27 protein-coding genes are annotated in these 21,891 nt (G+C 38.5%); 17 read left to right on the top strand and 10 right to left on the bottom strand.

Going from position 1 to position 21,891, the window contains the following annotated elements; genetic code table 11:
• Positions 1-85 precede the first annotated feature (85 nt).
• The 6 genes from SLH51_RS00485 to SLH51_RS00460 all read left to right on the top strand — a co-directional run bounded on the left by SLH51_RS00485 (position 86) and on the right by SLH51_RS00460 (position 6,226).
• Positions 86-1,000: an ABC transporter permease gene (locus SLH51_RS00485; RefSeq protein ID WP_335958275.1), complete on the top strand. Its 915-nt coding sequence runs from the start codon at positions 86-88 to the stop codon at positions 998-1,000.
• 14 nt (positions 1,001-1,014) lie between these two features.
• Positions 1,015-1,899 carry an ABC transporter permease gene (locus tag SLH51_RS00480; RefSeq protein ID WP_335958274.1) on the top strand — a complete coding sequence of 295 codons (885 nt, stop codon included), beginning with the start codon at positions 1,015-1,017 and terminating at the stop codon, positions 1,897-1,899.
• Positions 1,900-1,978: 79 nt separating this feature from the next.
• Positions 1,979-2,971 (top strand): ABC transporter ATP-binding protein, encoded by a 993-nt coding sequence (locus SLH51_RS00475; RefSeq protein WP_335958273.1) that lies wholly within the window; start codon positions 1,979-1,981, stop codon positions 2,969-2,971.
• A gap of 12 nt (positions 2,972-2,983) precedes the next feature.
• Positions 2,984-4,030: an ABC transporter ATP-binding protein gene (locus SLH51_RS00470; protein ID WP_335958272.1), complete on the top strand. Its 1,047-nt coding sequence runs from the start codon at positions 2,984-2,986 to the stop codon at positions 4,028-4,030.
• Positions 4,030-4,707, top strand: a complete 678-nt coding sequence (locus tag SLH51_RS00465; RefSeq protein ID WP_335958270.1) for a hypothetical protein — start codon at positions 4,030-4,032, stop codon at positions 4,705-4,707. The genes SLH51_RS00470 and SLH51_RS00465 overlap by 1 nt, the downstream gene beginning before the upstream one ends.
• A 22-nt stretch (positions 4,708-4,729) precedes the next feature.
• Positions 4,730-6,226, top strand: a complete 1,497-nt coding sequence (locus SLH51_RS00460) for a gamma-glutamyltransferase family protein (RefSeq protein ID WP_335958268.1) — start codon at positions 4,730-4,732, stop codon at positions 6,224-6,226.
• 186 nt (positions 6,227-6,412) lie between these two features.
• Here SLH51_RS00460 and SLH51_RS00455 read toward each other — a convergent pair whose 3' ends face one another.
• The 4 genes from SLH51_RS00455 to SLH51_RS00440 all read right to left on the bottom strand — a co-directional run bounded on the left by SLH51_RS00455 (position 6,413) and on the right by SLH51_RS00440 (position 9,018).
• Positions 6,413-7,210 carry a DUF817 domain-containing protein gene (locus SLH51_RS00455; RefSeq protein ID WP_335958266.1) on the bottom strand — a complete coding sequence of 266 codons (798 nt, stop codon included), beginning with the start codon at positions 7,208-7,210 and terminating at the stop codon, positions 6,413-6,415.
• Between the two features lie 33 nt (positions 7,211-7,243).
• The gene (locus SLH51_RS00450; RefSeq protein WP_335958264.1) at positions 7,244-7,465 is read right to left on the bottom strand and encodes a helix-turn-helix domain-containing protein; all 222 of its coding nucleotides are present in this window, start codon (positions 7,463-7,465) and stop codon (positions 7,244-7,246) included.
• A 10-nt stretch (positions 7,466-7,475) separates the two neighbouring features.
• Entirely contained in the window at positions 7,476-7,967 is a 492-nt protein-coding gene (locus tag SLH51_RS00445) for a DUF2975 domain-containing protein (protein ID WP_335958263.1), read from the bottom strand.
• 145 nt (positions 7,968-8,112) lie between these two features.
• Positions 8,113-9,018 carry a DMT family transporter gene (locus SLH51_RS00440; protein WP_335958262.1) on the bottom strand — a complete coding sequence of 302 codons (906 nt, stop codon included), beginning with the start codon at positions 9,016-9,018 and terminating at the stop codon, positions 8,113-8,115.
• Positions 9,019-9,167: 149 nt separating this feature from the next.
• Here SLH51_RS00440 and SLH51_RS00435 point away from each other — a divergent pair, with 149 nt between their 5' ends.
• From SLH51_RS00435 to SLH51_RS00425, 3 genes are all read left to right on the top strand, one after another.
• A complete protein-coding gene (locus SLH51_RS00435; RefSeq protein WP_335958260.1) occupies positions 9,168-10,544 on the top strand; it encodes an aminotransferase-like domain-containing protein in 1,377 nt (458 codons plus the stop codon).
• Positions 10,545-10,839: 295 nt separating this feature from the next.
• Positions 10,840-11,382, top strand: coding sequence for a sugar O-acetyltransferase (locus SLH51_RS00430; RefSeq protein ID WP_335958259.1), 543 nt, complete (start codon positions 10,840-10,842; stop codon positions 11,380-11,382).
• 116 nt (positions 11,383-11,498) lie between these two features.
• Complete coding sequence (locus tag SLH51_RS00425; RefSeq protein ID WP_335958257.1) at positions 11,499-12,146, top strand: pentapeptide repeat-containing protein; 648 nt, start codon at positions 11,499-11,501, stop codon at positions 12,144-12,146.
• Between the two features lie 210 nt (positions 12,147-12,356).
• Here SLH51_RS00425 and SLH51_RS00420 read toward each other — a convergent pair whose 3' ends face one another.
• Entirely contained in the window at positions 12,357-12,572 is a 216-nt protein-coding gene (locus tag SLH51_RS00420) for a hypothetical protein (RefSeq protein ID WP_335958256.1), read from the bottom strand.
• 80 nt (positions 12,573-12,652) lie between these two features.
• Positions 12,653-12,847, bottom strand: coding sequence for a hypothetical protein (locus SLH51_RS00415; RefSeq protein WP_335958255.1), 195 nt, complete (start codon positions 12,845-12,847; stop codon positions 12,653-12,655).
• A 299-nt stretch (positions 12,848-13,146) separates the two neighbouring features.
• Between SLH51_RS00415 and SLH51_RS00410 the strand changes: the two genes are divergently transcribed.
• The 3 genes from SLH51_RS00410 to SLH51_RS00400 are packed head-to-tail and all read left to right on the top strand — an operon-like array spanning position 13,147 to position 14,806.
• On the top strand, positions 13,147-13,575 hold the full coding sequence (locus SLH51_RS00410; protein ID WP_335958253.1) for a VOC family protein: 429 nt from the start codon (positions 13,147-13,149) through the stop codon (positions 13,573-13,575).
• Positions 13,556-14,149: a DUF4256 domain-containing protein gene (locus SLH51_RS00405; protein WP_335958251.1), complete on the top strand. Its 594-nt coding sequence runs from the start codon at positions 13,556-13,558 to the stop codon at positions 14,147-14,149. Before SLH51_RS00410 ends, SLH51_RS00405 begins: the two co-directional genes overlap by 20 nt.
• A 60-nt stretch (positions 14,150-14,209) precedes the next feature.
• Positions 14,210-14,806 (top strand): class I SAM-dependent methyltransferase, encoded by a 597-nt coding sequence (locus tag SLH51_RS00400; protein ID WP_335958250.1) that lies wholly within the window; start codon positions 14,210-14,212, stop codon positions 14,804-14,806.
• Positions 14,807-15,069: 263 nt separating this feature from the next.
• Here SLH51_RS00400 and chrA read toward each other — a convergent pair whose 3' ends face one another.
• Genes chrA through SLH51_RS00385 form a run of 3 tightly spaced genes read right to left on the bottom strand, consistent with a single transcriptional unit; the run spans position 15,070 to position 17,063 of the window.
• Positions 15,070-16,197, bottom strand: coding sequence for a chromate efflux transporter (chrA, locus tag SLH51_RS00395; protein WP_335958248.1), 1,128 nt, complete (start codon positions 16,195-16,197; stop codon positions 15,070-15,072).
• 18 nt (positions 16,198-16,215) lie between these two features.
• The gene (locus tag SLH51_RS00390) at positions 16,216-16,635 is read right to left on the bottom strand and encodes a chromate resistance protein ChrB domain-containing protein (protein WP_335958247.1); all 420 of its coding nucleotides are present in this window, start codon (positions 16,633-16,635) and stop codon (positions 16,216-16,218) included.
• Positions 16,632-17,063, bottom strand: a complete 432-nt coding sequence (locus SLH51_RS00385; RefSeq protein WP_335958245.1) for a Chromate resistance protein ChrB — start codon at positions 17,061-17,063, stop codon at positions 16,632-16,634. The genes SLH51_RS00390 and SLH51_RS00385 overlap by 4 nt, the downstream gene beginning before the upstream one ends.
• 267 nt (positions 17,064-17,330) lie before the next feature.
• On the opposite strand from SLH51_RS00385, the gene SLH51_RS00380 reads away from it, so the two are divergent.
• The 3 genes from SLH51_RS00380 (at position 17,331) to SLH51_RS00370 (ending at position 19,577) form a co-directional block, all read left to right on the top strand.
• Positions 17,331-17,525 (top strand): DUF2933 domain-containing protein, encoded by a 195-nt coding sequence (locus SLH51_RS00380; protein ID WP_335958244.1) that lies wholly within the window; start codon positions 17,331-17,333, stop codon positions 17,523-17,525.
• A complete protein-coding gene (locus SLH51_RS00375; RefSeq protein WP_335958242.1) occupies positions 17,522-18,052 on the top strand; it encodes a DUF2269 domain-containing protein in 531 nt (176 codons plus the stop codon). The genes SLH51_RS00380 and SLH51_RS00375 overlap by 4 nt, the downstream gene beginning before the upstream one ends.
• A gap of 307 nt (positions 18,053-18,359) precedes the next feature.
• A complete protein-coding gene (locus tag SLH51_RS00370; RefSeq protein ID WP_335958241.1) occupies positions 18,360-19,577 on the top strand; it encodes an IS256 family transposase in 1,218 nt (405 codons plus the stop codon).
• A 139-nt stretch (positions 19,578-19,716) separates the two neighbouring features.
• On the opposite strand, the gene SLH51_RS00365 is transcribed toward SLH51_RS00370, so the two are convergent.
• Positions 19,717-20,169 carry a hypothetical protein gene (locus tag SLH51_RS00365; protein ID WP_335958239.1) on the bottom strand — a complete coding sequence of 151 codons (453 nt, stop codon included), beginning with the start codon at positions 20,167-20,169 and terminating at the stop codon, positions 19,717-19,719.
• Between the two features lie 376 nt (positions 20,170-20,545).
• On the opposite strand from SLH51_RS00365, the gene SLH51_RS00360 reads away from it, so the two are divergent.
• Positions 20,546-20,701 carry a YwzD family small protein gene (locus tag SLH51_RS00360; protein ID WP_335958238.1) on the top strand — a complete coding sequence of 52 codons (156 nt, stop codon included), beginning with the start codon at positions 20,546-20,548 and terminating at the stop codon, positions 20,699-20,701.
• Between the two features lie 96 nt (positions 20,702-20,797).
• Positions 20,798-21,760, top strand: coding sequence for a polysaccharide deacetylase family protein (locus SLH51_RS00355; protein WP_335958237.1), 963 nt, complete (start codon positions 20,798-20,800; stop codon positions 21,758-21,760).
• The last annotated feature ends 131 nt before the right edge of the window (positions 21,761-21,891 follow it).

Below are 21,891 nucleotides of genomic sequence, written 5' to 3'. Positions count from 1 at the left end.
GAGGTAAGGATCTAGCAACATCGTTGGTGGTCCTTCCTCTTAGGTTTCTCTTCGGCACATCTGTTAGGGAGGAGGAGACAAGTACGTGACTTATTTTCTGAAAAAAATATTACAAATTGTACCTGTATTACTGATTATATCGTTTGTTGTCTTTGTTTTTGTTAATGTATCAGGTGATCCAGTTGTGCTGATGTTGCCTGAAAATGCTAGCAATGAAGAAATTCAAGCTATGCAAGAAGCAATGGGGTTGGATAAACCGGTTATCGTACAATACGGCATTTTTTTATTAAATGTTATACAAGGAGAATTCGGTCAGTCTTTTATTTATAAGCAAGAAGCTTTACCAATTGTACTGGAAAGATTACCGGCAACGTTTGAATTGATGACAGCGGCGATCATTGTATCCATTATCATATCGATTCCGCTAGGTGTTCTTTCAGCTATCAAAAAGAATTCTGCTTTAGATCTTTTTATTAGTGGTTCATCTGTTCTAGGAAAAGCAATGCCAAATTTTTGGCTGGGATTAATGCTCGTTTTGCTGTTTTCCGTATATTTTCAATTATTCCCTGTATCGGGAAGGGGCTCGTTAGCTCATTTAATATTGCCAGCAATTACGACGGGCACAGCGATGGCGGCTGAGATCACTCGAATGCTACGTTCAAAAATGCTAGATGTTCTACATCAAGATTATATGAGAACAGCCAGAAGTAAGGGATTAAGTCGCTTTAGTGTCATTTATCGACACGGGTTACGTAATTCGCTACTTCCAGTCATTACATTGATAGCCATCAATGTATCTACATTGGTAGGAGGTGCTTTAGTAACCGAAGTTGTTTTTGCCTGGCCGGGAATAGGCCAGTTGGTCATCTCCGCTGTGCATGCTAGAGATATGGCCGTCGTTCAAGCGTGTATGTTTGTCATTGCCCTATTAGTGATAGGGGCTAATTTAATTGCAGATCTTCTATATCGTGTGGTGGATCCTAGAATTACGTATAAATAAGGAGAAGATGCTTCATGTTGCCGAAACAAAATAGTAAGACAACCTTGGTGAAATGGTGTAAATTGCTTTTGGTCAGCAAAACCGGCAGCTTTGGCATAGGAATTGTTTTGTTGGTTGCTTTGACAGCGCTCTTTGCCCCTGTCTTAGCGCCTCATGATGCAAGCGAAGTGAATCTCGCTGCGGCATCGCTTCCTCCAGTGTGGCTCGATGGTGGTCAGTCAGAACATTTCCTAGGAACAGACCGCTTAGGAAGAGATCTCTTAAGTAGAATCATTTACGGAAGTCAAATATCTTTGCTAGTGGGGATAAGCTCCGTTTTAGTAGCTGGGTTAATAGGCATACCTATTGGTTTGATTTCAGGCTATTATGGGGGCTGGATCGACAGTGTCTTTATGCGAATTGTTGATGCGAATATTGCTATTCCGGTTATCCTCATCGCTTTGTTTATTTTAGGTTTTTTAAATCCAAGTTTATTTATGTTTATCTTAGTTGTTGGGATAGCCACTTGGTATACCTATGCTCGGGTTGTACGGAGTGAGGTTTTAAGTCTGAAAGAACGAGAGTACGTCAAGGCTGCCAAGTCCATTGGTGTAAAAGATTATATGATTTTTTTAAGGCATTTGCTTCCTAACGTCACGTCTTCGATCATTGTGATTTCAACCCTCAGTGTTGCGACGACCATTATGGTTGAATCTTCGCTTAGTTTTCTTGGGTTGGGCCCTTCTGCCATAACATGGGGTGCTCTTTTGAGTGATGGAAGAGAGTACTTAGCAACGAGCTGGTGGATTGCGACATTTCCTGGTATTGCAATCACAATTACGGTATTAGGAATTATTTTATTAGGTGATTGGTTGCGTGATGTGTTGGATCCACAGTCTCAAGGTTCCGCAAGGTCGTAACGTGAACATGCAATTGGGGCTAGAAAGGATAGGCAGAAACAACGCGGATATAGGCAATCAAAACGTGGGAGGGGAGACGATGAGCGAAAAGGCAATCTTACAAGTGAGCCAGCTAAAGACACACTTTCTAACGATACATGGCACGGTTCCATCAGTAGATGATGTGTCATTTACGGTTCAAAAAGGAGAGAAAGTAGCGATCGTAGGAGAATCTGGGTCAGGGAAAAGTGTGACCTCGTTATCCATCATGAGACTATTAAGTGAGGCTGGGAAAATTGTTCATGGAAGCATTCTTTTTGAAGGAGTCAATCTAGTAGAGGCATCTGAGAAGGAGATGCAGAGAATTAGAGGCAATGAGATTTCAATGATTTTTCAGGAGCCGCTTTCTTCGTTAAATCCAGTGATGACGATTGGAAAGCAAATTACGGAAAGTATATTGATGCATCAAAAGATTGGGAAAGCGAAGGCGAAACAACAGACGATCGAATTATTAACCAAAGTGGGAATACCAAGGGCGGAAAATGTATTTTCTTCTTATCCACATCTATTAAGTGGTGGGATGCGTCAAAGAGTCATGATTGCGATGGCTCTTAGTTGTCAACCGAAGCTCCTTATTGCAGATGAACCTACGACAGCCCTCGATGTTACGATCCAAAAACAGATTTTAAATATAGTAAGAGAGTTATCCGAACGTGATGGGGTTGCTATTTTATTCATCACACATGATTTAGGTGTTGTAGCAGAAATAGCAGATCGAGTCATTGTGATGTATGCAGGTCAGGTAGTCGAACAGGGCGATGTATTTACCCTTTTTGACCGTGCGTTACACCCTTATACCAAAGCCTTATTAAACAGCACGCCGAAATTAGATTTTACCCAAGAGGAATTAATGCCAATTGAAGGGACTGTTCCCCCTCCAACAGCGATGCCAACGGGATGCAGATTTTTTGATCGATGCAAGTATGCAGCCGAAGATTGTAAGGAAGAACCAGAATTAGTAGAGGTATCACAAGGCCATCAGGTGAGGTGTTGGTTGATAAATAAAGAAAACGCTAAGACCGTTCACGTTTAGGAGGTTTATACTATGGAATTCAATCAAGATGTTTTGCTACAAGTGAAAGGATTAAAAAAGCATTTTGATGTTTCTGAGGGGAAGCTCCCCTTTAAAAAAAAATATTTGAAAGCTGTTGATGGTGTTGATTTTGATCTTCATAAAGGAGAAATCCTCGGGATTGTTGGGGAATCAGGGTGCGGAAAGTCAACGCTAGGACAATTAATTATACAATTGCTAAATCCGACAGAAGGTGAAATTTCTTTTGAGGGAATGGACCTATCACGGTTATCTGCAAAAAGATTACGTGAAAAACGTAAGGATATTCAGATGATTTTCCAGGATCCCTATTCTTCTTTGAATCCGAGGATGAACGTGTTTGATATTGTTGCTGAGCCACTGAGAACACACAAAATAGCATCAGGTGCAGAACTAAAGAAGCAAGTGTTTGACATGCTCGAAGTTGTCGGTCTAAACGCAGAAAGCGCGAGTAGATATCCACATGAATTTAGTGGAGGACAAAGGCAAAGAATTGGGATTGCTAGAGCTTTGGCATTAAGACCGAAGTTAATTGTATGTGATGAGCCTGTTTCCGCATTGGATGTCTCGATTCAGGCTCAAATTCTTAATCTTTTATTAAAGCTACAAAAGGAATTTGATTTGACTTTGCTATTTATAGCTCATGGAATACCGGCTGTTAAATATATCAGCAATCGAGTGGCGGTGATGTATTTAGGGAAAATAGTAGAAATAGCAGATAAAGAACAACTTCTTACGAATCCACAACACCCCTATACAGAAGCATTGTTAGCGTCTGTTCCCGTCAGCCATCCTAGTCTACGTGCGAATCAAGAACAACAGACAATGTATGGTGAAATGCCAAGTCCAGTAGATTTGCCTACGGGCTGTAGGTTCCATACTCGCTGTCCTTATGCAGATGAAGTGTGTAAAGAACAGGCGCCAGAGTTAACGGATGCAAATCAAAATGGGCATTCGGTCGCCTGTCATTATCCAGTTGGTTCTCAAATGACATCGGATGATTGCAAGAACATGGAGCCAACGAAAAGAAAGGAGGCTTAATGGTGATTTCAGAAGAGGAAATGTATTCGTGCTCTCGTTTTTTTGAGGAGCAATTTGCTTTGAATGACTATATAGGTCAAACAGGGGCCAGAATTCCTTTTGATGTTAAATGGGGATCTGTACCGATCTTACTCTCAGCTCCTCATGCGACGAAACTAGTTAGGAACAATCAAATAAAAGAACAAGATGATTATACTGGCACAATCGGACTCCTCCTACAACGTTATACAAATTGTCATTTAATCTATACAACCCGTTGCACGTCAGAAGATCCTAATTTTGTCATCGGCGGTGCGTATAAAGAACAGATAAAAAAGATAGCTACCCTTTTTGATATTCAGTATGTGATAGACCTCCATGGTGCCTCAAAGGGGAGAGCGTTCGATGTAGACCTTGGGACGCAGTACGGGGTAACGATCAATCAAAACGTAGTAGACCAATTAAGAGAAACGTTTAAAAAATATAATATCATGAATGCGTGTGAAAACTCCGCTTTCCCTGCAACACATCCGGGAACGGTTACATCCTATTGTTATCATGAACTCGGTTTGCAAAGTTTACAAATGGAATTCAATAAAAAATTTAGGGATCCTAAAGAAAATGTCGAGTTGTTCATTTCCATGGTGCAAGCTCTACAAGAATTTATTTGTATCTTACAAGAATATGAACTTTTGTGAGGAATAAGAAAGGAGGGCAGTTATGGGCCATGTTCAAAAGAAAAGAGCGGGAGTAAGCGCAGCGCATCCCCAGGCTGTGGACGTTGGATTAGATATTATGAAAAAAGGGGGGAATGCTGTTGACGCATCGATTGCAATTTCTTTTGCTCTAAGTGTTCTAGAGCCATATGGTTCAGGAATTGGTGGTGGTGGCGTAATGATGATTCATTCCACTGAGGAGAAAAAGCCGAGTTTTTATGATTATAGAGAGTGTGCACCATGGGAAGGGACGATTTCCAATCTGAAAATCGGCGTACCTGGATTTATAAAAGGGATGGAAAGAATTCATACCGATTTAGGTACATTAAAATGGAACAATTTGATAGAGCCGGCCATTCACCTAGCGGAAGATGGATACCCTGCTCATTCTGTTCTCATAAAGCAGCTCGATATTTCTGGGCATCTTAATCGAAGTGGCTTGTCGCAATTTTACGATGATGGAGTACCTAAAGCGCTTAAAACGAGCATCAAGCAACCTCAGCTAGCAGCTACATTAACAGAAATTGCGAAGCATGGTTCCGACGTTTTTTACAGCGGTGAAATTGGAAAGGCCATTTGTGAAACAATACCAGACCTACATCTTAATGATCTGCAACGCTACACAGTGAGGAAAAGCGAGGTGCTCCAAGGTTCATATGATGATTACATTATTTATAGCGCTCCAGCCCCTTTAGCCGGAAGTATGCTTATCCAACTACTTCAAATGTCTGAAATGATAAAACTTGAACAGTTCGACAGATATAGTGCTGATTTTATTGATCTACTGGCTCAAGTATTACGTACTTGCTATGCAGAACGCACTTTATTTAATGAGGATCCTGAATTCTCCGATATGGACCAACGTGACTTTATAAGTCAACAACACTGTGAAAGACTGTTAAATAAAACCTTTGTAAAAAATGAACTTTATAAAGAGCAATATTTCACTCAAACCTTTGATTACAACAATACGACAGCTTTTGTCGTAGTTGATGATAATGGAATGATGGTTTCTACTACGAATACATTAAGTGATTTATTTGGATCAGGAGTTTGTGTGAATGGATTTTTCTTAAATAATCAAATGCGTAATTTTAGTGAGCCGCCACTAGCTCGGAATAAAGTAGAACCTGGAAAGAAACCTCAAAGCTTTATCGCTCCATCCATCCTCATCAGCGAAAAAGAAACCATTGTTATTGGTTCTTCTGGTGGGAAGAGAATACCAAATATGCTGACAAAGATATTAATTCAATATATAAAGCAAGGATTACCATTACAAAAAGCGACAGATGCGTTTCGATATTTTATTGATGAGGACCACATTTTTATGGAAGAAAGATTACCAGAATCAGAAGAATGGATTCTTCTTAAAAAAGGTTATTCCTTGAAGTATTCTCCTAATTCCATTTTTTATGGAGGAGTGCATGCCCTCTCTTTGCTTTCTGACAACATAAAGGGAAGTGCAGACCCACGTCGTGGAGGGAACTGGAGGTGTGTTTAGAAGGGGACTTTGTAGGACAGTAGGGAACAGGAATTTTATTGTTATCGGTTATACAGAACTTGTGACCATATTGGCGGAAGACGATTGATGTCAGGGTTTTGTCTAGCAAAAGTTTCATCTCCTGCTAACTCAGCAACAAAGTAGCCATCTCCCGAAAGGAAATGGCTACTATACGTAAGACCCGACTTATCTATAAAAATGTCGAGTATCTTCTATCCTAGTGGGACTTTTCCCCTTAACTTGCTTCAATGTCGCGACGATAAGAAAGCTCACAATTACTAATAAGAGCCATGAACTCACTTTTCCTAGATGAACGAGACTCCATGCATCGGTTTGGTTTGGGTATTCCCAAGCGCCAAAAAACGTTGCGATATTTTCGGCTATCCATATAAAAAATCCAATGAGCACAAAAGAAAGGGCGATCGGCATACGGTAACGAGTTCCGCCAACCTCGTATGTGACCCAGGATTGCCAAAAGACGATCAGGACAAGGGCTGATAACCAAAAGCGGATGTCAATCCAAAAATGGTGGGTGAAAAAGTTTAAATAAATCGCAGCTGAAAGAGGCACAACGACCAAAAACGGTGGCCAGTTAACCAATTCAACCTTAAGCCTCCTCCACGCCTGGCAAAGATAACTCGCTACACTTGCGTACATGAATCCGCTATACAAAGGCACTCCCGATAGTTTGAAATACCCTTCCTCAGGATATGACCACGAGCCCATATGGACCTTGAAAAGTTCAAGAGCAAGACCAATCAGGTGAAACAATGTGATCACTTTTAGCTCATCCCGTGTTTCAAGACCAGAACGCACCATCCACCACTGCATGAGAAGACAGATGATAAGCAGCCAGTCATACCGCGGGAGGGAGGGAAGTGGGATGATTTGGGTAATTGCCAAAGAAGCAAAAATAACGACAGGAAACAAACAGGCGATGGCCTGCTGATAGCCAAAACGAATGAGTTGTTTGAGTGCTCTCATGATTTGTGCCTCCCAAGGTTTTTTCTTGCCATGCTACTCTTTTGCGTCTTCCTCACTGCGGTATTCTAAAAGATCTCCTGGCTGACAGTCTAACGCCTTACAAATTGCTTCTAACGTGGATAATCGAATTGCCTTTGCCTTTCCATTTTTCAAGATAGACAGATTAGCCATCGTGATTCCAACCCGCTCCGAAAGTTCTGTTACGCTCATTTTCCGTTTCGCTAGCATCACATCAATATTAATTATAATCGCCATTGTTTTCACCTCAGACCGTTAACTCATTTTCTGATTTTATATTTATCGCTTCTTGCAAAAGTCTTTGAAGAACAGCAGCAAAGACAGCAATCACCACGGGAGCAAAAATCAGGACCATTCCGATGAGGATCAGACCCGGTGCGTCATCTACCTCTGCTAAGATATAGACGAATGGCAAGGCGACCACATACAATCCACTGATGGTGAGGGCACAATATTTGATTTTCTTTAGAGCTTTTACAGAAATGTGAGAGAACGCTTGGTTCTTGTCAATATAGGTTAAAAGGGCAAAAGACTGGTACAAAGCAAAGTAAAATGGGACTGCCGACACATACATAACCAGTAAAATTCCATATACGACATAAGCCAAATCTGAACCTCTCTCTACTGCTTCACTGGCTTCATTCGCTATTTGTGGCAACAAAAATAGACACATAGCAAGAACCGGAATGCCAATAAATATAACCGCTACCTTTAAAAAAAGGGTTGAACTTCGTTTCATAAAAAGCACCTCATTTAATTATTATAAAATTGATTGTAGCATAAAATTTATTGTTTTACGATAAAACATTTTCGTATTGTAATATATTATTGTTGTTAATAGGAAAAAGAGAAAAGCACGGGAAGAACCGTCCCGTTGCTTCCAGCTATTCAGTTGTTCTCTGAGCGGGATTTTTTTTCGAGACGGGGGCATTTTTGCCAACGATTACAGAACAAACAACAATGACGGCAATGACAAGCGTAAAAAAGGTGATCGATTCATTAAGGAACACTGTGGCAAATAGGATCATTAAAAAAGGTTGTAAGTATTGAATCTGGCTAATTCTGGCGATTCCTCCTAGAGCCATTCCACGATACCAAGCAACATAGGCGAGAAATTGACTAACAACTGAAAGATACAACAAACTGACCCAAGCATGTATGGGGGCATCGAGCATGTCAGTTGTAAGATGTAACCCAACGGGAACAATGAAAAATGGGGCACCGATCACAATCGCCCAAGCAATGACTTGCCAGCTACCTAATTCTTTTGCTAATTTTCCACCTTCTGCGTAACTAAGTCCAAGGATAATCGCTGCTGCTAATAAAGCCAAATCGGCCATTTGCAATTGACCGAATCCTAGATGAAGGGCATACACAATTACAGCCAAAGAGGCGATGATACTTGAAATCCAGTATTTGAGAGAGGGGACTTCACCGGCCCTAACTAGGGCGAATCCAGCTGTCGCTAATGGCAACAGAGCTAACTCCACCGCTCCGTGAGAAACAGGCAGCGATTCCATTGCCCAAGAAGTAAGAAGAGGAAACCCTAAGACCGCACCGAGAGCAACAACAAGTAGACGTTTGAATTGGCTAGGCGAAGGGAGTGTTTCTTTACGAACAATCAATACAATCGCTACTAAAATAGCGGCAACAATCGTTCTTCCTAACCCTGCAATCGTTGTCCCGAAATATGTGACGGCAACGCTTGTAGCTGGGAGCGTTAAGCTAAAACAAATAACACCAACAAATCCGAACAGTAACCCCAATTTCTCTCTCGTTTCTCTTTGCATCGTATCCTACCCCTTTTTCTTCGAATGAGATCTGTACCATTTTCTTGTGAAACTTCTCTGCTATAATTACCATAATAATAGGTACACCTCATCAAAATAAATCATTATTAAACCAATCTGTACCTGTACAGGTGAAAGGGGATCGTTGGATGAGCTCAAAATATGTTGAGATTATGGAAGAAATGAAGCATCGGCTAGCAAGTGGAGCGCTTACGGCAGGCAGCAAACTTCCTTCTGTTCGTCAGTTAGCTGCAGAGTTTTCATGTAGCAAAAATACCGTCATTAAAGCATACGAAGAATTAGAAAAAGAGCATGTTATTTATGCTGTTCCTAAAAGTGGGTACTTTGTTGTCAATGAAGTGCAACATGCGCCAAGTGAAAATGACGTGATTGATTTCTTGTCAGCTGGTCCAGATAAAAAAGAGATGCCTTATGTTGATTTTCAACATTGTATGAATCAAGCCATTGAACAATACAAAGAAGAACTTTTTACCTACTCTGATCAGCAAGGGCTTTCCTCTTTACGGGCACAGGTAGCGAAATATTTGCAGAATCTACAAGTGTTCACTCGACCGGAAAGGATAGTTGTTGTTTCAGGCTCACAGCAAGCCCTTCATTTACTCGTTTCGATGCCGTTTCCAAATGGAAAAAGCAATATTCTCATAGAACAGCCTACGTATTTTGGCATCATTGAGTCGATCCATTTACAACAAGCTACGGCATTTGGAATTGAGCTATCGATGGAAGGCATTGATCTTGATCGTCTGGAATACATTTTTCGAAACAATGATATTAAATTTTTCTATATGATCCCGAGATTTCACAACCCGCTTGGCCATAGTTACTCAAATAGCGAAAAGAAAAAAATTGTTGAGTTAGCTGAAACATATGATGTCTATATAGTCGAAGATGATTTTTTAGGGGACCTTGATCCAAATGCCAAGGCAGATCCTTTGTTTTCGTTTGATCCTTCGGGGAGAGTGATTTATTTGAAAAGCTTTTCGAAAATTTTCCTCCCAGGGTTACGGGTGGCGACCGTTGTTTTGCCTACATTAATGATTGATCCATTTTTACGGTACAAATTTAGTGCAGATTTTACGAGTTCCGCCCTGTCGCAAGGGGCACTCGAAATCTATTTAAAAAGTGGTATGTTTCCTAGTCATCTCAAAAAAATAAAAGAAGTCTACCAAACCAAAATGCACATCCTCCAAGAAGCCTGTGACTTATTGCTACCGGCTCATATTCATTTTTCAAAACCGACATCTGGCTTCTATCTAACGATCCGATTGCCCGAGAATGTAATGGCAAAACAAGTCGTTCATAAGCTAAACGAGGAGCATATATTGGTGGATGACGCCTCACGGATGTTTTTGCCAGAATACAAAAAGGACAATCTTATCCGATTAAGCATCTCGCAAGTAAACGAGAATCAAATTAAACGAGGAATCGAGCGACTGGCTCACTGTATTGATTTTTTTAACAGGAGAAAAAATCATTTTCCTCCAAATTATAAGTTCCTCGGATAATAGGGGGAGTGTCAGTAGAGGAGAACAGGGGGGATTTGCAGAATCAATGAGTTGCTACTTAAGTAAATGAACACCGAAGACAATGAAAAAATAATTCAATCTAAGTAGGGAAATATACTTTCGCTTCATAAAATACATAGAATTGAATGAATTGGATTAGTTGGAACGCCGTATGCGGTGAAATTCGCACGTGCGGTGTGAACAGGGGGAAAGGAGGCGATAACTTCAAATCCTTACCTATCTGTACGAAGAAGAGGTATCATTGTATTAACTAAGAAGTAGGTGGTTTTATGATATGAACGGTAAAAGTAAAGAGGAAATCTATTATGAACGAGGCACAGAGGAATTAAAAAATAAGAACATTTACGCACACAAACTTATTCAAGAATTTAATAATGCTAATGTTGAAGATGATTTGAAAAAAGAAGAAATTATTAATAAATTGTTTGGTAGTGTGGGTGACAATCCTAGTATTGAACATAACTTTCATTGTGACTTGGGATATAACATCCATATAGGTAATAGCTTTTATGCTGGATATAATTGTACTATTTTAGATATGGCTGAAGTTAGAATTGGTAACAACTGTATGATAGGTCCGAATGTTGGAATTTATACTGCTGGTCATTCAATAGAACCTAAAGGTAGAAATAAAAGTGGATATGCGATACCAATAATAATTGGTAACGATGTATGGATTGGTGGAAGCTGTGTAATTTTGGCTGGTGTTACTATCGGTGATAATTCAGTTGTTGCTGCTGGTTCTGTTGTTACCAAAGATGTTCCTTCTAATGTGATAGTAGCTGGAAATCCGGCAAAGGTATTGAAAAATATTTAAACGTAAAGGTGGGAGCTGTCAACGATAGCTCCTTTGCTTATTACGCTAACTTTCATTAATTACCTTGTGAATTTGATTAAACGAAGAGCGTAAAAAAAAGATATAGAGGTGTTATAATGCCAAAAAAAAGAATGATTGAAAATCCAAAAATTTTAACAGATTTACAAAGTGCAAATTTTCATGATGCTTTTTATGAAGAAGAACTTGAAATAGTGAACTGCTCAGTTGAAAATTCTCAAGTTGAAAATGAGTCAATAGAAAGACTTATCTTATCAAAAGTTATTTTTAAAAATGTCAGCTTTGTTAATAGTAGTTTTATGAATATAGATATAACTGATGTAATTTTTGATAATTGTAATTTATCCAATGTACGTTTATGTGAAGGTATTATACATAGAGCGGAGTTTAAAAACTGTAAACTTTTGGGCTTAGATGTATCAGATGCTAATCTGGGGAACGTTCTTTTTAACAACTGTGATTTGAAATTAAGCAACTTTGCAGAAGCTCGTTTAAAACAGGTGAATTTAGAGCAATCGACTTTGAGAAGTGCAAATTTTTTTGACACCAAATTAAATAAAGTAAGTTTCAATAGATGCGATCTCAATGATATTGATTTTTCACATACAATACTTAAAGGAATTGATATAAGTACATGTACATTTGAGCAAATCAATGTGTCTCTTGAAAGTTTGGTTGGGTGCGAAGTTTCTTCGGAGCAAGCAATAGGGTTTTCAAAATTATTAGGTCTGAAAATTAAAGATTAAATACTATTAAGCAAAATATAATGTACTTGTTCGTACAACATTGTGAAGAATTCTACTTAGACTATTGGGCGTGCTTTCCTTTAATAAGCAACATGTTCAAACATTGGCGGTAGTTTAGAGGGGATTCTGTAATCGAACTTTCATCGAGACGGTATAAAAAACAGCCATCTCCAGTAGAGAAATGGCTGAATACCTTCTATATATAGATCATCATTGTTCCGCTGCCTTGTTTTCTTGAAGTGTTTGTATGAGCTCTTCAAAATTCTCATTAAATCTGCTTAATTCATATTCGTACATTCCATTGTGTGGATGATTCCTTGACGCCTCTCTTATAGCGTCAGAAATAATAGAAGCAGAAAATAAAAGACTAATACTTAAAATCACTAATGCCCCTGTTAACGATAATTTCCACTTTTTCTCCCCCAAACAGACTCCTCCTTATGTAGCGGTTGCTATAAAATGAATGTTCTAACTTTACACAACTTAAAACGTTGCTGCTTTGCTCGTTATTTTTTAGGATTGTTATTTATTTTGTTTAACAATGTGATTATTTCTTCGTTTTGTTTTAATTGTTCATTTGAGTTTCTTTTGATAACAAACAGCCACCTTAGTAAAACAATTGCTAAAATGAACGGTCCAAGCGTCGTTACGATTCCAATCACACTGAAAAATGGATACCAAAGAGAACCTGTTACCTCCATAATCATCACCCCTTTTTATGCGAACGTCTTTCCTTAGCTGTTCCATCTTACCATTCATCGTCTATATTTTGGTTAATAAATGGAAATTTCGTTTTCATAAAGGGATCATTAGAGTAAGGAGCCATCTCATACAGCACCATACAAAATCAAACAATTAAAAAAACATGTGCGAACACATACTTTCTAAGGGAAGCACGAGAACCGTCCCCGCGCTTCGGAAATATATGTTACTTTTTGATTATTATGGTTAAAATGAAAGAGGTACATTTATTAGAACTAATTTATAGGGAGTGAACGAAATGGCTGTTGATGCTTATTTAACGTTTAATGGAAATTGTCGTGAAGTTGTAGAGTTTTATGCTGAGGTTTTTGGGACGGAACAACCGCATATTATGACGTTTGGGGAGAATCCTCCAAATCCGGAATATCCACTCCCGGAAGAAGCCAAAAATTTGGTTATGCATACTCGTTTGAATATTGAAGGAAGCACTGTGATGTTTTCAGATACGTTTCCTGGCTCACCATTTACGGTTGGAAACAACATAAGCCTTGCTTATCATAGCTTTGACACTGACAAGCTTCAATCTGTTTATAACCGGCTGAAAGAAGGCGGAACTGTTGGTATGGAACTTCAAGAAACCTTTTGGGCAAAGCTTTATGGGCAAGTGACCGACAAATTCGGTATTATATGGCAGTTGAATTTGAATAATGAAGAAACAGCTTATTAAGAGGGGGACAGGTTCATTGGAAAAGAAGTTGCCACTAGAAAAACGTGAAGAATTATTCAAAGCATTGAAAGCGCGTTTTGAGAAAAACATGAACCGCCATCAAGATCTTGAATGGGCTAAAGTCCAAGAAAAGCTGGAAGCTAATACAGAAAAACTGTGGTCGCTTAATGAAATGGAATTAACGGGCGGCGAACCGGATGTGGTTGGGCATGATAAAGAGACCGACGAATACATTTTTTATGACTGTTCAGCGGAAAGTCCTAAAGGTCGCAGAAGTGTTTGTTACGACCGTAAAGCGCTCGAGTCAAGGAAAAAGCATAAACCAGAAAATAACGCGATTGATATGGCTGCTGATATAGGGATTGAGATATTAACGGAAGAACAATACCGAAAGTTGCAGAAACTCGGAAACTTCGATACGAAAACATCGAGCTGGGTGAGGACACCTGCTAATATTAGAGAACTCGGCGGGGCTATCTTTTGTGACCGGCGCTACGATACTGTCTTTGTGTACCACAATGGAGCAGAATCCTACTATGCAGCAAGGGGTTTCCGTGGCGAGTTAAGGGTTTAAGGAGACGGGTTCCTGAGGAACCTGTCCCTTCCGCTTCAGTATCATTGAAAGGAGTGGAATATGGAAAATAACGTTTTTGAACAAATGGCCAAAAGATATGATACAGAAGAAAGAATTGAATTAGCTAAAGTTATAGTTAAGGAAGTAAGGCCAGCATTACGTAATAGTAAATCAAAATCTTTAATAGACTATGGAAGTGGTACTGGTCTAATTAGTTTAGAATTATCAAGTTTAGTAGATTCTATTTTGTTGGTAGATTCATCAAAACAAATGTTGGATGTTGCGAAAGCTAAAATTTTGGACAAAGGAATTACCAACTCAAAAGTCCTTTATTCAGATTTTACTCAAGAAACTCCTGAACTTAAGGCAGACATTATTTTACTGTCACTAGTTCTTCTTCATATTTCGGATACGAAAAATATATTACAAGAATTGTTCAACATTTTAAATAATGGCGGCAAGCTAATTATTATTGATTTTGACAAAAACGATAAAATAAATCATCCGAAAGTTCATAATGGTTTTTCGCATGAAGAACTGAAAAAAGGATTATACGAAGTTGGATTTAATTCAATTGAAATTAAGACTTTCTATCATGGAAATCGTATTTTCATGAATCAAGATGCCTCAATGTTTATATCCAGTAGTACAAAGTAATGGTTACTGGCTTCAAGGAATTTTACATCTTGAGGAAGCATGGGGACGGTTCTCTTGCTTCCTACAGAGAACACAGTAGGAGGTCGGTCAAAGCGGGAGTGTTTTAAACTTAAAAACATAGACAACTGCCACCCTTACAGAATAGTTGCACTGAGGGGTATTAACAGCACTCTCCCTATCATTAGGAAGCACGAGAACCGTCCCGTTGCTTCCGCCGGAGAAGGAAGGGGACAGTTCTAACTACGGAACAGATTTCTTATTACTTATAAGAAGATAAGTAAAGTCCCTAAAGCTAATGCTAAAAGGAATACTTGCCAGATTTGCCATTTGAATTTAAACAATAGACCAAGCATTACGATAGCAATAACAACACTTCCCCAATCAATAAAGACTTCTAAAGATAGCCGTATTAGGAAACTAGCGATAAGACCAACAACAGCTGCACTAACTCCTGTTAGGTATAATTTTAGCTTCTCATTCTCTCTAATTTTATCGAAATAAGGAGCACCTAACAACACCACTAAAAAGGCAGGTAAAAAGATAAAAAAGGTTGCCAGTGTAGCTCCCCAAAAACCATATGCTGCAAAGCCAACGAATGCTGCAACCATTATTAATGGACCAGGTGTTAATTCATTAATAGCTAAACCATCAACATATTGCTCCGTCGTTAGCCATCCATAATTATCAACAGCTTCAAATTGTAACAATGCTAGAACCGTATATGCACCCCCGAAGCTAAGTGCACCAATTTTTAAAAATAATAGGGAAAGGTTAGCTGGTATCGAAGCGGTCCCTACTGAGGCGAATGCTAAAAATGGAAGACTGTTAAAGCTGAATGCTTTATTGTTAAATGAACGAACTAGTATCATATATACTAATCCCATTACCAATAGTAAAAGAATTAAGTCAATTTGAGTAATAAAAGTTAAAGTTAACATGAAGAGGGTGATAAATATTTTCTTTCCGTCTTGTAATACCCCAAACTTGTTTGCTATTCGATAAAGACTAAATAAAACAATGGCAACCATTGCTGGCTTAACCCCATATAATAAACCTTGAGCTATGTCAGAAGTTGCAGCATATTGAAAGTAAGCCCATGCCAAGACGGTAATCAAGATAAAGTTCGGTAACATAAATCCCAGACCAGCTAAAAATCCACCCAGATAACCACGTTGTCTATATCCAACATACATACAAAGTTCAGCTGCCTCTGGTCCTGGTAACATCCCACATACAGCAAAGGCATCTCGAAATCGTTCATTATCGATCCACTTTTTCTTTTCTACCGCGTGTTCATGTATGACTTGTATTTGTGCAGTAGGACCACCCCACCCCTGTAATCCAATAAGGATATAGGTCCAAAAAATATTCCATAAACTAGGTTTCTCCACTTTTTTCTCTCCCCCTGATCAATTATTATTTCTTTTTACCATTGCGTATAAAGCTTCATAAATAATAAACCCTTTTTCTAGAGCCTCATAATCATCTTTGCTATTTAGGCTAATTCCATCACAAATAAAATCAAGACCAGGTGCAACAGGCTCTAAAAAAACTTCTTGTACCGTATCTGCTTCATCTACAATGAGGGCCATTTTTTTTAGGACGGTATCTTCTAAGTTGTAATCTTCTATGAAAGAATAAAATGAACATCGTCCATTTCTGTGAGAAAACTCTGCTCCTGGAATATCAAATCCCCTTGTCCCATCAGGAATTTCTTGTTCGCCTTCAGGGATAAAAATAAACTCAGCTTCTTGATCAATATACTTTTTTATTAACCAACAACAAGCCATACGGTCCACTCCAATGTTTTCCCATGTAACCCACTTCATTTAAACTCACTCCTTCGTTGTATCATTTTTTCACGTACTTTTAATCCCAACGGGGTCTTGAAATAATCGATTCTTTTTATCCGTTGGTATTTTTTTGACAAAGAAACCAAATCAATGTTTTCTTCATCTAGTTGTTTTAGAAGTTCAATATAACTTTCATTGATTTGTTCAATAAATAACTGACTTATTTCTTTATCAGATAATCCAAAGTGAAGTTGTGATTCCCACATAGTTGCTTCTCCGCCTAAATCCTTAATCTCAACAGTTAACCATTGAAATTGTTCATATGTATAAGCATTTTTAGGTAAAAGCCATATAGCTTCATGTAAATGAAAAGATCCTAAACTTTTTAGCTTCCTCCAGACTTTCACCCTTGGAGAACTAGGCTTTCTAGGCATTTTATAAGTGAGGTGTAGCCAACTAATCAATATTTCACCTCCAATTAATGTAACCACGGTTACATTATACTTTAATTTTAACTACATTTATAGAGTGGATTTACATGTCTTCTTCAAGTAAAAGAGGCATTCCTTGAATAAGCGTTGAATGCACTTCTTCTTGTTGAAGTAACGAGCAGCAGTTTAGTTGACTAGATTGGTGAAATTCCTTTAAGTTGATAATATAATGAAGACAAATAAAAAAATCTCAAATGAGAAATTAATTATTACGAGTATAGGAAAAGGAGGAACATACTTATGGATAATCGTGAATCTCCCCCTAACATGCCACGCTGGGTAAAGGTCTTTGGAGTCATAGTTATCGTCTTGTTATTAGTATTTGTCATCATACATATTTTTGGTGGTGGTGAACACGGTCCAGGTCGTCACATATCATCTGATGATTTTGCTGGCTATATAGCACTTGTAGTACAAGGAGAACAACTTTCATGACGATGACACCCTTCATTCGAAAATTCATGCTCATCGTACATATTACTACCTCAGTAAGTTGGCTTGGGGCTGTTGCTTGCTTTCTAGCTCTTGCCATAGTTGGTCTTACAAATCAGGATACTCATATAGTGCGTGCAGTCTATCTGTCAATGGACTTAATCGTTTGGTACATTATAGTACCATTGAGCTTTGCTTCACTACTAAGTGGTCTGGTCCAATCATTTGGGACTCAGTGGGGATTATTTCGCCATTATTGGGTTTTGGTGAAGTTCCTGTTAACTATCCTTGCTACAATCGTATTATTACTTCAACTGGAACCAATTAGCTACATAGCTAATGTAGCAGCAGATACAACATTTTCTAATGACGATTTCCGCGAGGCAAGACTCTCATTAGTTGTCCACGCTGCTGGTGGACTATTTGTGCTACTCGTGATAATGACCATATCGGTCTACAAACCTCGTGGTGTAACCCGGTATGGTTGGCGTAAGCAACAAGAAGGGTTAAAGATTCAAAGTCGTAGATAAAACCAAAATTATTAAGTCAGTTACTACACTAACAGGTTTATTAACAAAAGATCGAGCTGCCAAACTAAATGACATCTTTCTTATTTAACAAGCGGTGAGACAAGTTGAATAAATGAAAAAACTAGCCTGGCAATGAATTTATCCAAGCTAGTTCTTTGGGGTTGCAATCATAACAAAGCAATTTACTGCTTGAAATTTTTTAAAGAAAATTCTTTTACAACCTTATAACCGTCTAATAAAATTAAAGTTGAGAGCGTAAGAAGTTTTGTGTAAATGGTTATACTTTCCAATAAGGAGATGATCATTTATGCAAGACTATGCAAACAAAACGATTAAAGAATTGGCAAGCGAATGTAAATCGGTTGAAGACGTTCATGAAATGATGAAAAACTTATTTAAGGACACGATTCAAGAAGTGTTTGAAGCTGAAATCGACACTCAACTAGGGTACAAAAAACATAGCTCTGAGGGTGACAATACTGGTAATAGTCGTAATGGCTACAGCCAAAAAACAATTAAAACGAAATTTGGCAACTCAGAGCTTAAAGTACCTAGAGATCGTAATGGTGAGTATGAGCCTCAAATTATTAAAAAGTACGAAACCACCGCCAATGGACTCGAAGACCAAATTATTGCGCTTTACGCCAAAGGCATGTCTACTAGAGATATTGAATCTCATATGAATGATATCTATGGCATAGATGTCTCTCCTACGATGGTCAGTAAGGTAACCGATAAGATTATGCCTTTGATTTCCGAGTGGCAATCCCGTCCGTTAGACCGGGTGTATCCTATTGTTTTGCTGGATGCGATCCACTTTAAAGTGCGTAAAGATAATCGAATTATCAATAAGGCAGCCTATAGTGTTTTGGGCATTTCCATGTCCGGTCAGAAGGAAATCCTAGGTATTTGGATTGGTGAGAATGAAAGTGCTAGTTTCTGGCTAGGAGTTTGTACAGACCTTAAAAATAGAGGGGTTGAAGATATCCTAATCGCTTGTAAGGACGGGCTTTCTGGCTTTTCTGAAGCCATCCAATCTATTTTTCCACAAACGGAAATTCAACTGTGTGTGATCCATCAAATCCGCAACTCTATGAAATATGTATCATACAAAGAACAGAAGCAAGTGATGGCTGATTTAAAGAAAGTCTATCAAGCTTTGACGATTGAAGAAGCAGAGTTAGCTTTTAACGACTTTAAGGAAAAATGGGGTAAAAAGCATCCAATCATTGTTCGTTCATGGGAAACAAACTGGATCGAACTAACAGCCTACTTCAGTTATCCTCCTGACATTAGAAGAATGATTTATACGACCAATATAATTGAAGGTTATCATAGACAGCTTAGAAAAGTAACGAAAACAAAAACAGCCTATCCAACGGATGAGGCTTTGAGAAAGATTATTTACTTAGCAACCATAGAGGCTTCAAAAAAATGGACTATGCCAGTGAGAGGTTGGAAAGAATGTATATCACAACTAGCCATTCATTTTGAAGACCGCCTAAAGCCCGAACTATCTGCCTAAGCGGTTGGTTGGTGCCGGCTTGACATGGAGCCTCTGCGGGCATGGATCACTGGCGATAAGACGATACTTTATGAAAATGTATCGCCCTGGCTGACGAGCCTATCATGCCCGCCTCTCCACGTAAAGCCTTTTTACTTTATTAAGAGCAATTCCCATTTACACAAAATAATTTATACTCCCTTAAAGTTCCATCAAAAGCATTTTCCGATACTTTATTTAAATCGGAAGTGTTCTTGATCTCATATTCAATATGAAAGGTTGCTTCCTTACCGACTTCGAAAAGACCTGAACTCCCTCCTCCACGAAATACCATTTTTTTATATTTCGATTGTTCTTCCATTTTCATCAATGATTCTAATTCCTTATTTGGGCGTATAACAATTTCGAACCCCATAGGATGATGTCCAGGATAATCAAACACACTCCTTATTTCTGTATCCCCTACATTTTTAAGCTTTATATCGTAACGTAATGTATTTTCAGCCTTTATTATTGTTGTTTCAATATCAGTTAAAATTATGTCGTCTTTATCATATCCAGATAAAATGATTATAGAAGTAACAAAAAGACATAAGAACAGTATTTTTTTCATTATTCAGCCCTCCTTTTATGTTTTATATTATTTGTGTTTCAAGGGCTATTAATGTATTACTATACAAATGTTTCTTGCTGCTTTGCTCGTTATTTTCTAGAATTGTTATTTATTTTGTTTAACAATGTGATTATTTCTTCGTTTTCATAAAGGGATCATTAGAGTAAGGAGCCATCTCTACCCATACAGCACCATACAAAATCAACCAAATAAATAAAGCCTGTGCGAACACATGCTTTCTAAGGGAAGCACGAGAACCGTCCCCGTGCTTTCTGCTTTCTATGATGTATAAGAATGTAAAAATTACGAGAATTAAGTTATCTTATTGAAAGGGGAAAAGAAGAAATGGTACGATTTTGTCGGGTGGTGAGAAATAGTGGATTCGGTGAAAGAAGTAGAAGTACTAACACGACAATATCTAGTGAAAATATTAAAAGATACATATAAAAAAGGAACGGAAAATCCTGATCTTAGTTCAAAACAAGTAGTCGAGGAAATTGCTCAATTCTTAAAACCATTTGTTAAGTCTTAATAAAGTAATAAGAAGATTGGCGTTCCCTTTATCTATTTGAACTTTATTTCATGTGTATCAACTATTTTCAAAAACTTATACAGGATAAGGTGAATCATGCTTAAAATAGCTACCATTTTCATGGCAATGATCTTAGTTTTTCTACCTATGTTTGTTAAATCTGTAAAGGCTGAGACTTACATCGTTCAATCCGGGGATACCCTTTCGAAAATTTCCACAAAGTATGGAACATCAGAAGATAAGATTGTGAACTTGAACAAATTGCTATCAACTGTACTTGAACCAGGTCAACACTTAGAAATTCCTAACACATATACAGTTAGTAAAGCAGACCCGCTTTATAAGATATTTATGAAACTTGGAGTCTCTATCCCTGAGTTATTAGGAGGCACCTCAACTGTTAAAAACCCTCATTGGCTTTATCCTGGACAAAGAATCAATGTTCCAATAAAAAATGAAATGATTTATATGGGGGATGCCAGTAAGAAAAGAATCGCGCTTACGTTTGACGACGGTCCAGAAGATACCTATACCCCGCAAATTTTAGAAATCTTAAAGGAGAAAGACGTGAAGGCTACCTTTTTTGTGATAGGAAAGATGGCCAAGGAGTATCCAGAACGACTAAAAGAAATTTACAGTGAGGGACATGCGATAGGCAACCATACTTGGGATCACCCGCATTTACCTGAGCTCACGGACCAACAATTCAACGAAACGATACAGTCGACTACCGCAGAAATTGAGAAAATTACAGGGGTCAAACCAGACTTATTCCGACCGCCATTTGGGGAAATTGAAGAGCGACAGGTAGAACTGCTTACTGAACAAGGATACCGTTCGATCATGTGGACAGCCGATACAAAGGACTGGAGTGGAGTGTCTGCAGAAGAAATTGTAACAAGAGTGAAGGAAGAGGCTCAACCTGGGGTTATCGTGCTTCAACATAACTACCATGTAGAGGGAGAATTTGAAACGGTTGAGGCTTTGCCTGAAATCATTGACGAATTACACGCACAGGGCTATGAGTTTGTTACCGTTCCAACACTGTTAGATAAGTAGAAAAAGGTATACAAATGTGAAATCCATGTCTGATCCCCAGTATATATGGATAAAAAAACAGGAGCCGCATTTTGGTGCGGAACTCCTGTTTCTTATTGTTGTATGACGCCTGCGGTTTTAGGGAATCTCCT

This window comes from Halalkalibacter kiskunsagensis (assembly GCF_037027555.1).
In the GTDB taxonomy this organism is placed as follows: Bacteria; Bacillota; Bacilli; order Bacillales; family Bacillaceae_D; genus Halalkalibacter; species Halalkalibacter kiskunsagensis.
This window is presented reverse-complemented; position numbering and strand designations above follow the sequence as displayed.

Excerpts from the sequence above, each read along its gene's own strand:
- SLH51_RS00375 (WP_335958242.1), top strand. The coding sequence starts at position 17,522 with ATGACGATGACACCCTTCATTCGAAAATTCATGCTCATCGTACATATT.
- SLH51_RS00435 (WP_335958260.1), top strand. The coding sequence starts at position 9,168 with ATGAGCTCAAAATATGTTGAGATTATGGAAGAAATGAAGCATCGGCTA.
- SLH51_RS00480 (WP_335958274.1), top strand. The coding sequence starts at position 1,015 with ATGTTGCCGAAACAAAATAGTAAGACAACCTTGGTGAAATGGTGTAAA.
- SLH51_RS00355 (WP_335958237.1), top strand. The coding sequence starts at position 20,798 with ATGCTTAAAATAGCTACCATTTTCATGGCAATGATCTTAGTTTTTCTA.
- SLH51_RS00430 (WP_335958259.1), top strand. The coding sequence starts at position 10,840 with ATGAACGGTAAAAGTAAAGAGGAAATCTATTATGAACGAGGCACAGAG.
- SLH51_RS00410 (WP_335958253.1), top strand. The coding sequence starts at position 13,147 with ATGGCTGTTGATGCTTATTTAACGTTTAATGGAAATTGTCGTGAAGTT.
- SLH51_RS00445 (WP_335958263.1), bottom strand. The coding sequence starts at position 7,967 with ATGAAACGAAGTTCAACCCTTTTTTTAAAGGTAGCGGTTATATTTATT.
- SLH51_RS00440 (WP_335958262.1), bottom strand. The coding sequence starts at position 9,018 with ATGCAAAGAGAAACGAGAGAGAAATTGGGGTTACTGTTCGGATTTGTT.
- SLH51_RS00390 (WP_335958247.1), bottom strand. The coding sequence starts at position 16,635 with ATGAAGTGGGTTACATGGGAAAACATTGGAGTGGACCGTATGGCTTGT.
- SLH51_RS00370 (WP_335958241.1), top strand. The coding sequence starts at position 18,360 with ATGCAAGACTATGCAAACAAAACGATTAAAGAATTGGCAAGCGAATGT.
- SLH51_RS00365 (WP_335958239.1), bottom strand. The coding sequence starts at position 20,169 with ATGAAAAAAATACTGTTCTTATGTCTTTTTGTTACTTCTATAATCATT.
- SLH51_RS00465 (WP_335958270.1), top strand. The coding sequence starts at position 4,030 with ATGGTGATTTCAGAAGAGGAAATGTATTCGTGCTCTCGTTTTTTTGAG.
- SLH51_RS00415 (WP_335958255.1), bottom strand. The coding sequence starts at position 12,847 with ATGGAGGTAACAGGTTCTCTTTGGTATCCATTTTTCAGTGTGATTGGA.
- SLH51_RS00425 (WP_335958257.1), top strand. The coding sequence starts at position 11,499 with ATGCCAAAAAAAAGAATGATTGAAAATCCAAAAATTTTAACAGATTTA.
- SLH51_RS00475 (WP_335958273.1), top strand. The coding sequence starts at position 1,979 with ATGAGCGAAAAGGCAATCTTACAAGTGAGCCAGCTAAAGACACACTTT.
- SLH51_RS00405 (WP_335958251.1), top strand. The coding sequence starts at position 13,556 with ATGAAGAAACAGCTTATTAAGAGGGGGACAGGTTCATTGGAAAAGAAG.
- SLH51_RS00380 (WP_335958244.1), top strand. The coding sequence starts at position 17,331 with ATGGATAATCGTGAATCTCCCCCTAACATGCCACGCTGGGTAAAGGTC.
- SLH51_RS00455 (WP_335958266.1), bottom strand. The coding sequence starts at position 7,210 with ATGAGAGCACTCAAACAACTCATTCGTTTTGGCTATCAGCAGGCCATC.
- SLH51_RS00460 (WP_335958268.1), top strand. The coding sequence starts at position 4,730 with ATGGGCCATGTTCAAAAGAAAAGAGCGGGAGTAAGCGCAGCGCATCCC.
- SLH51_RS00400 (WP_335958250.1), top strand. The coding sequence starts at position 14,210 with ATGGAAAATAACGTTTTTGAACAAATGGCCAAAAGATATGATACAGAA.
- SLH51_RS00450 (WP_335958264.1), bottom strand. The coding sequence starts at position 7,465 with ATGGCGATTATAATTAATATTGATGTGATGCTAGCGAAACGGAAAATG.
- SLH51_RS00470 (WP_335958272.1), top strand. The coding sequence starts at position 2,984 with ATGGAATTCAATCAAGATGTTTTGCTACAAGTGAAAGGATTAAAAAAG.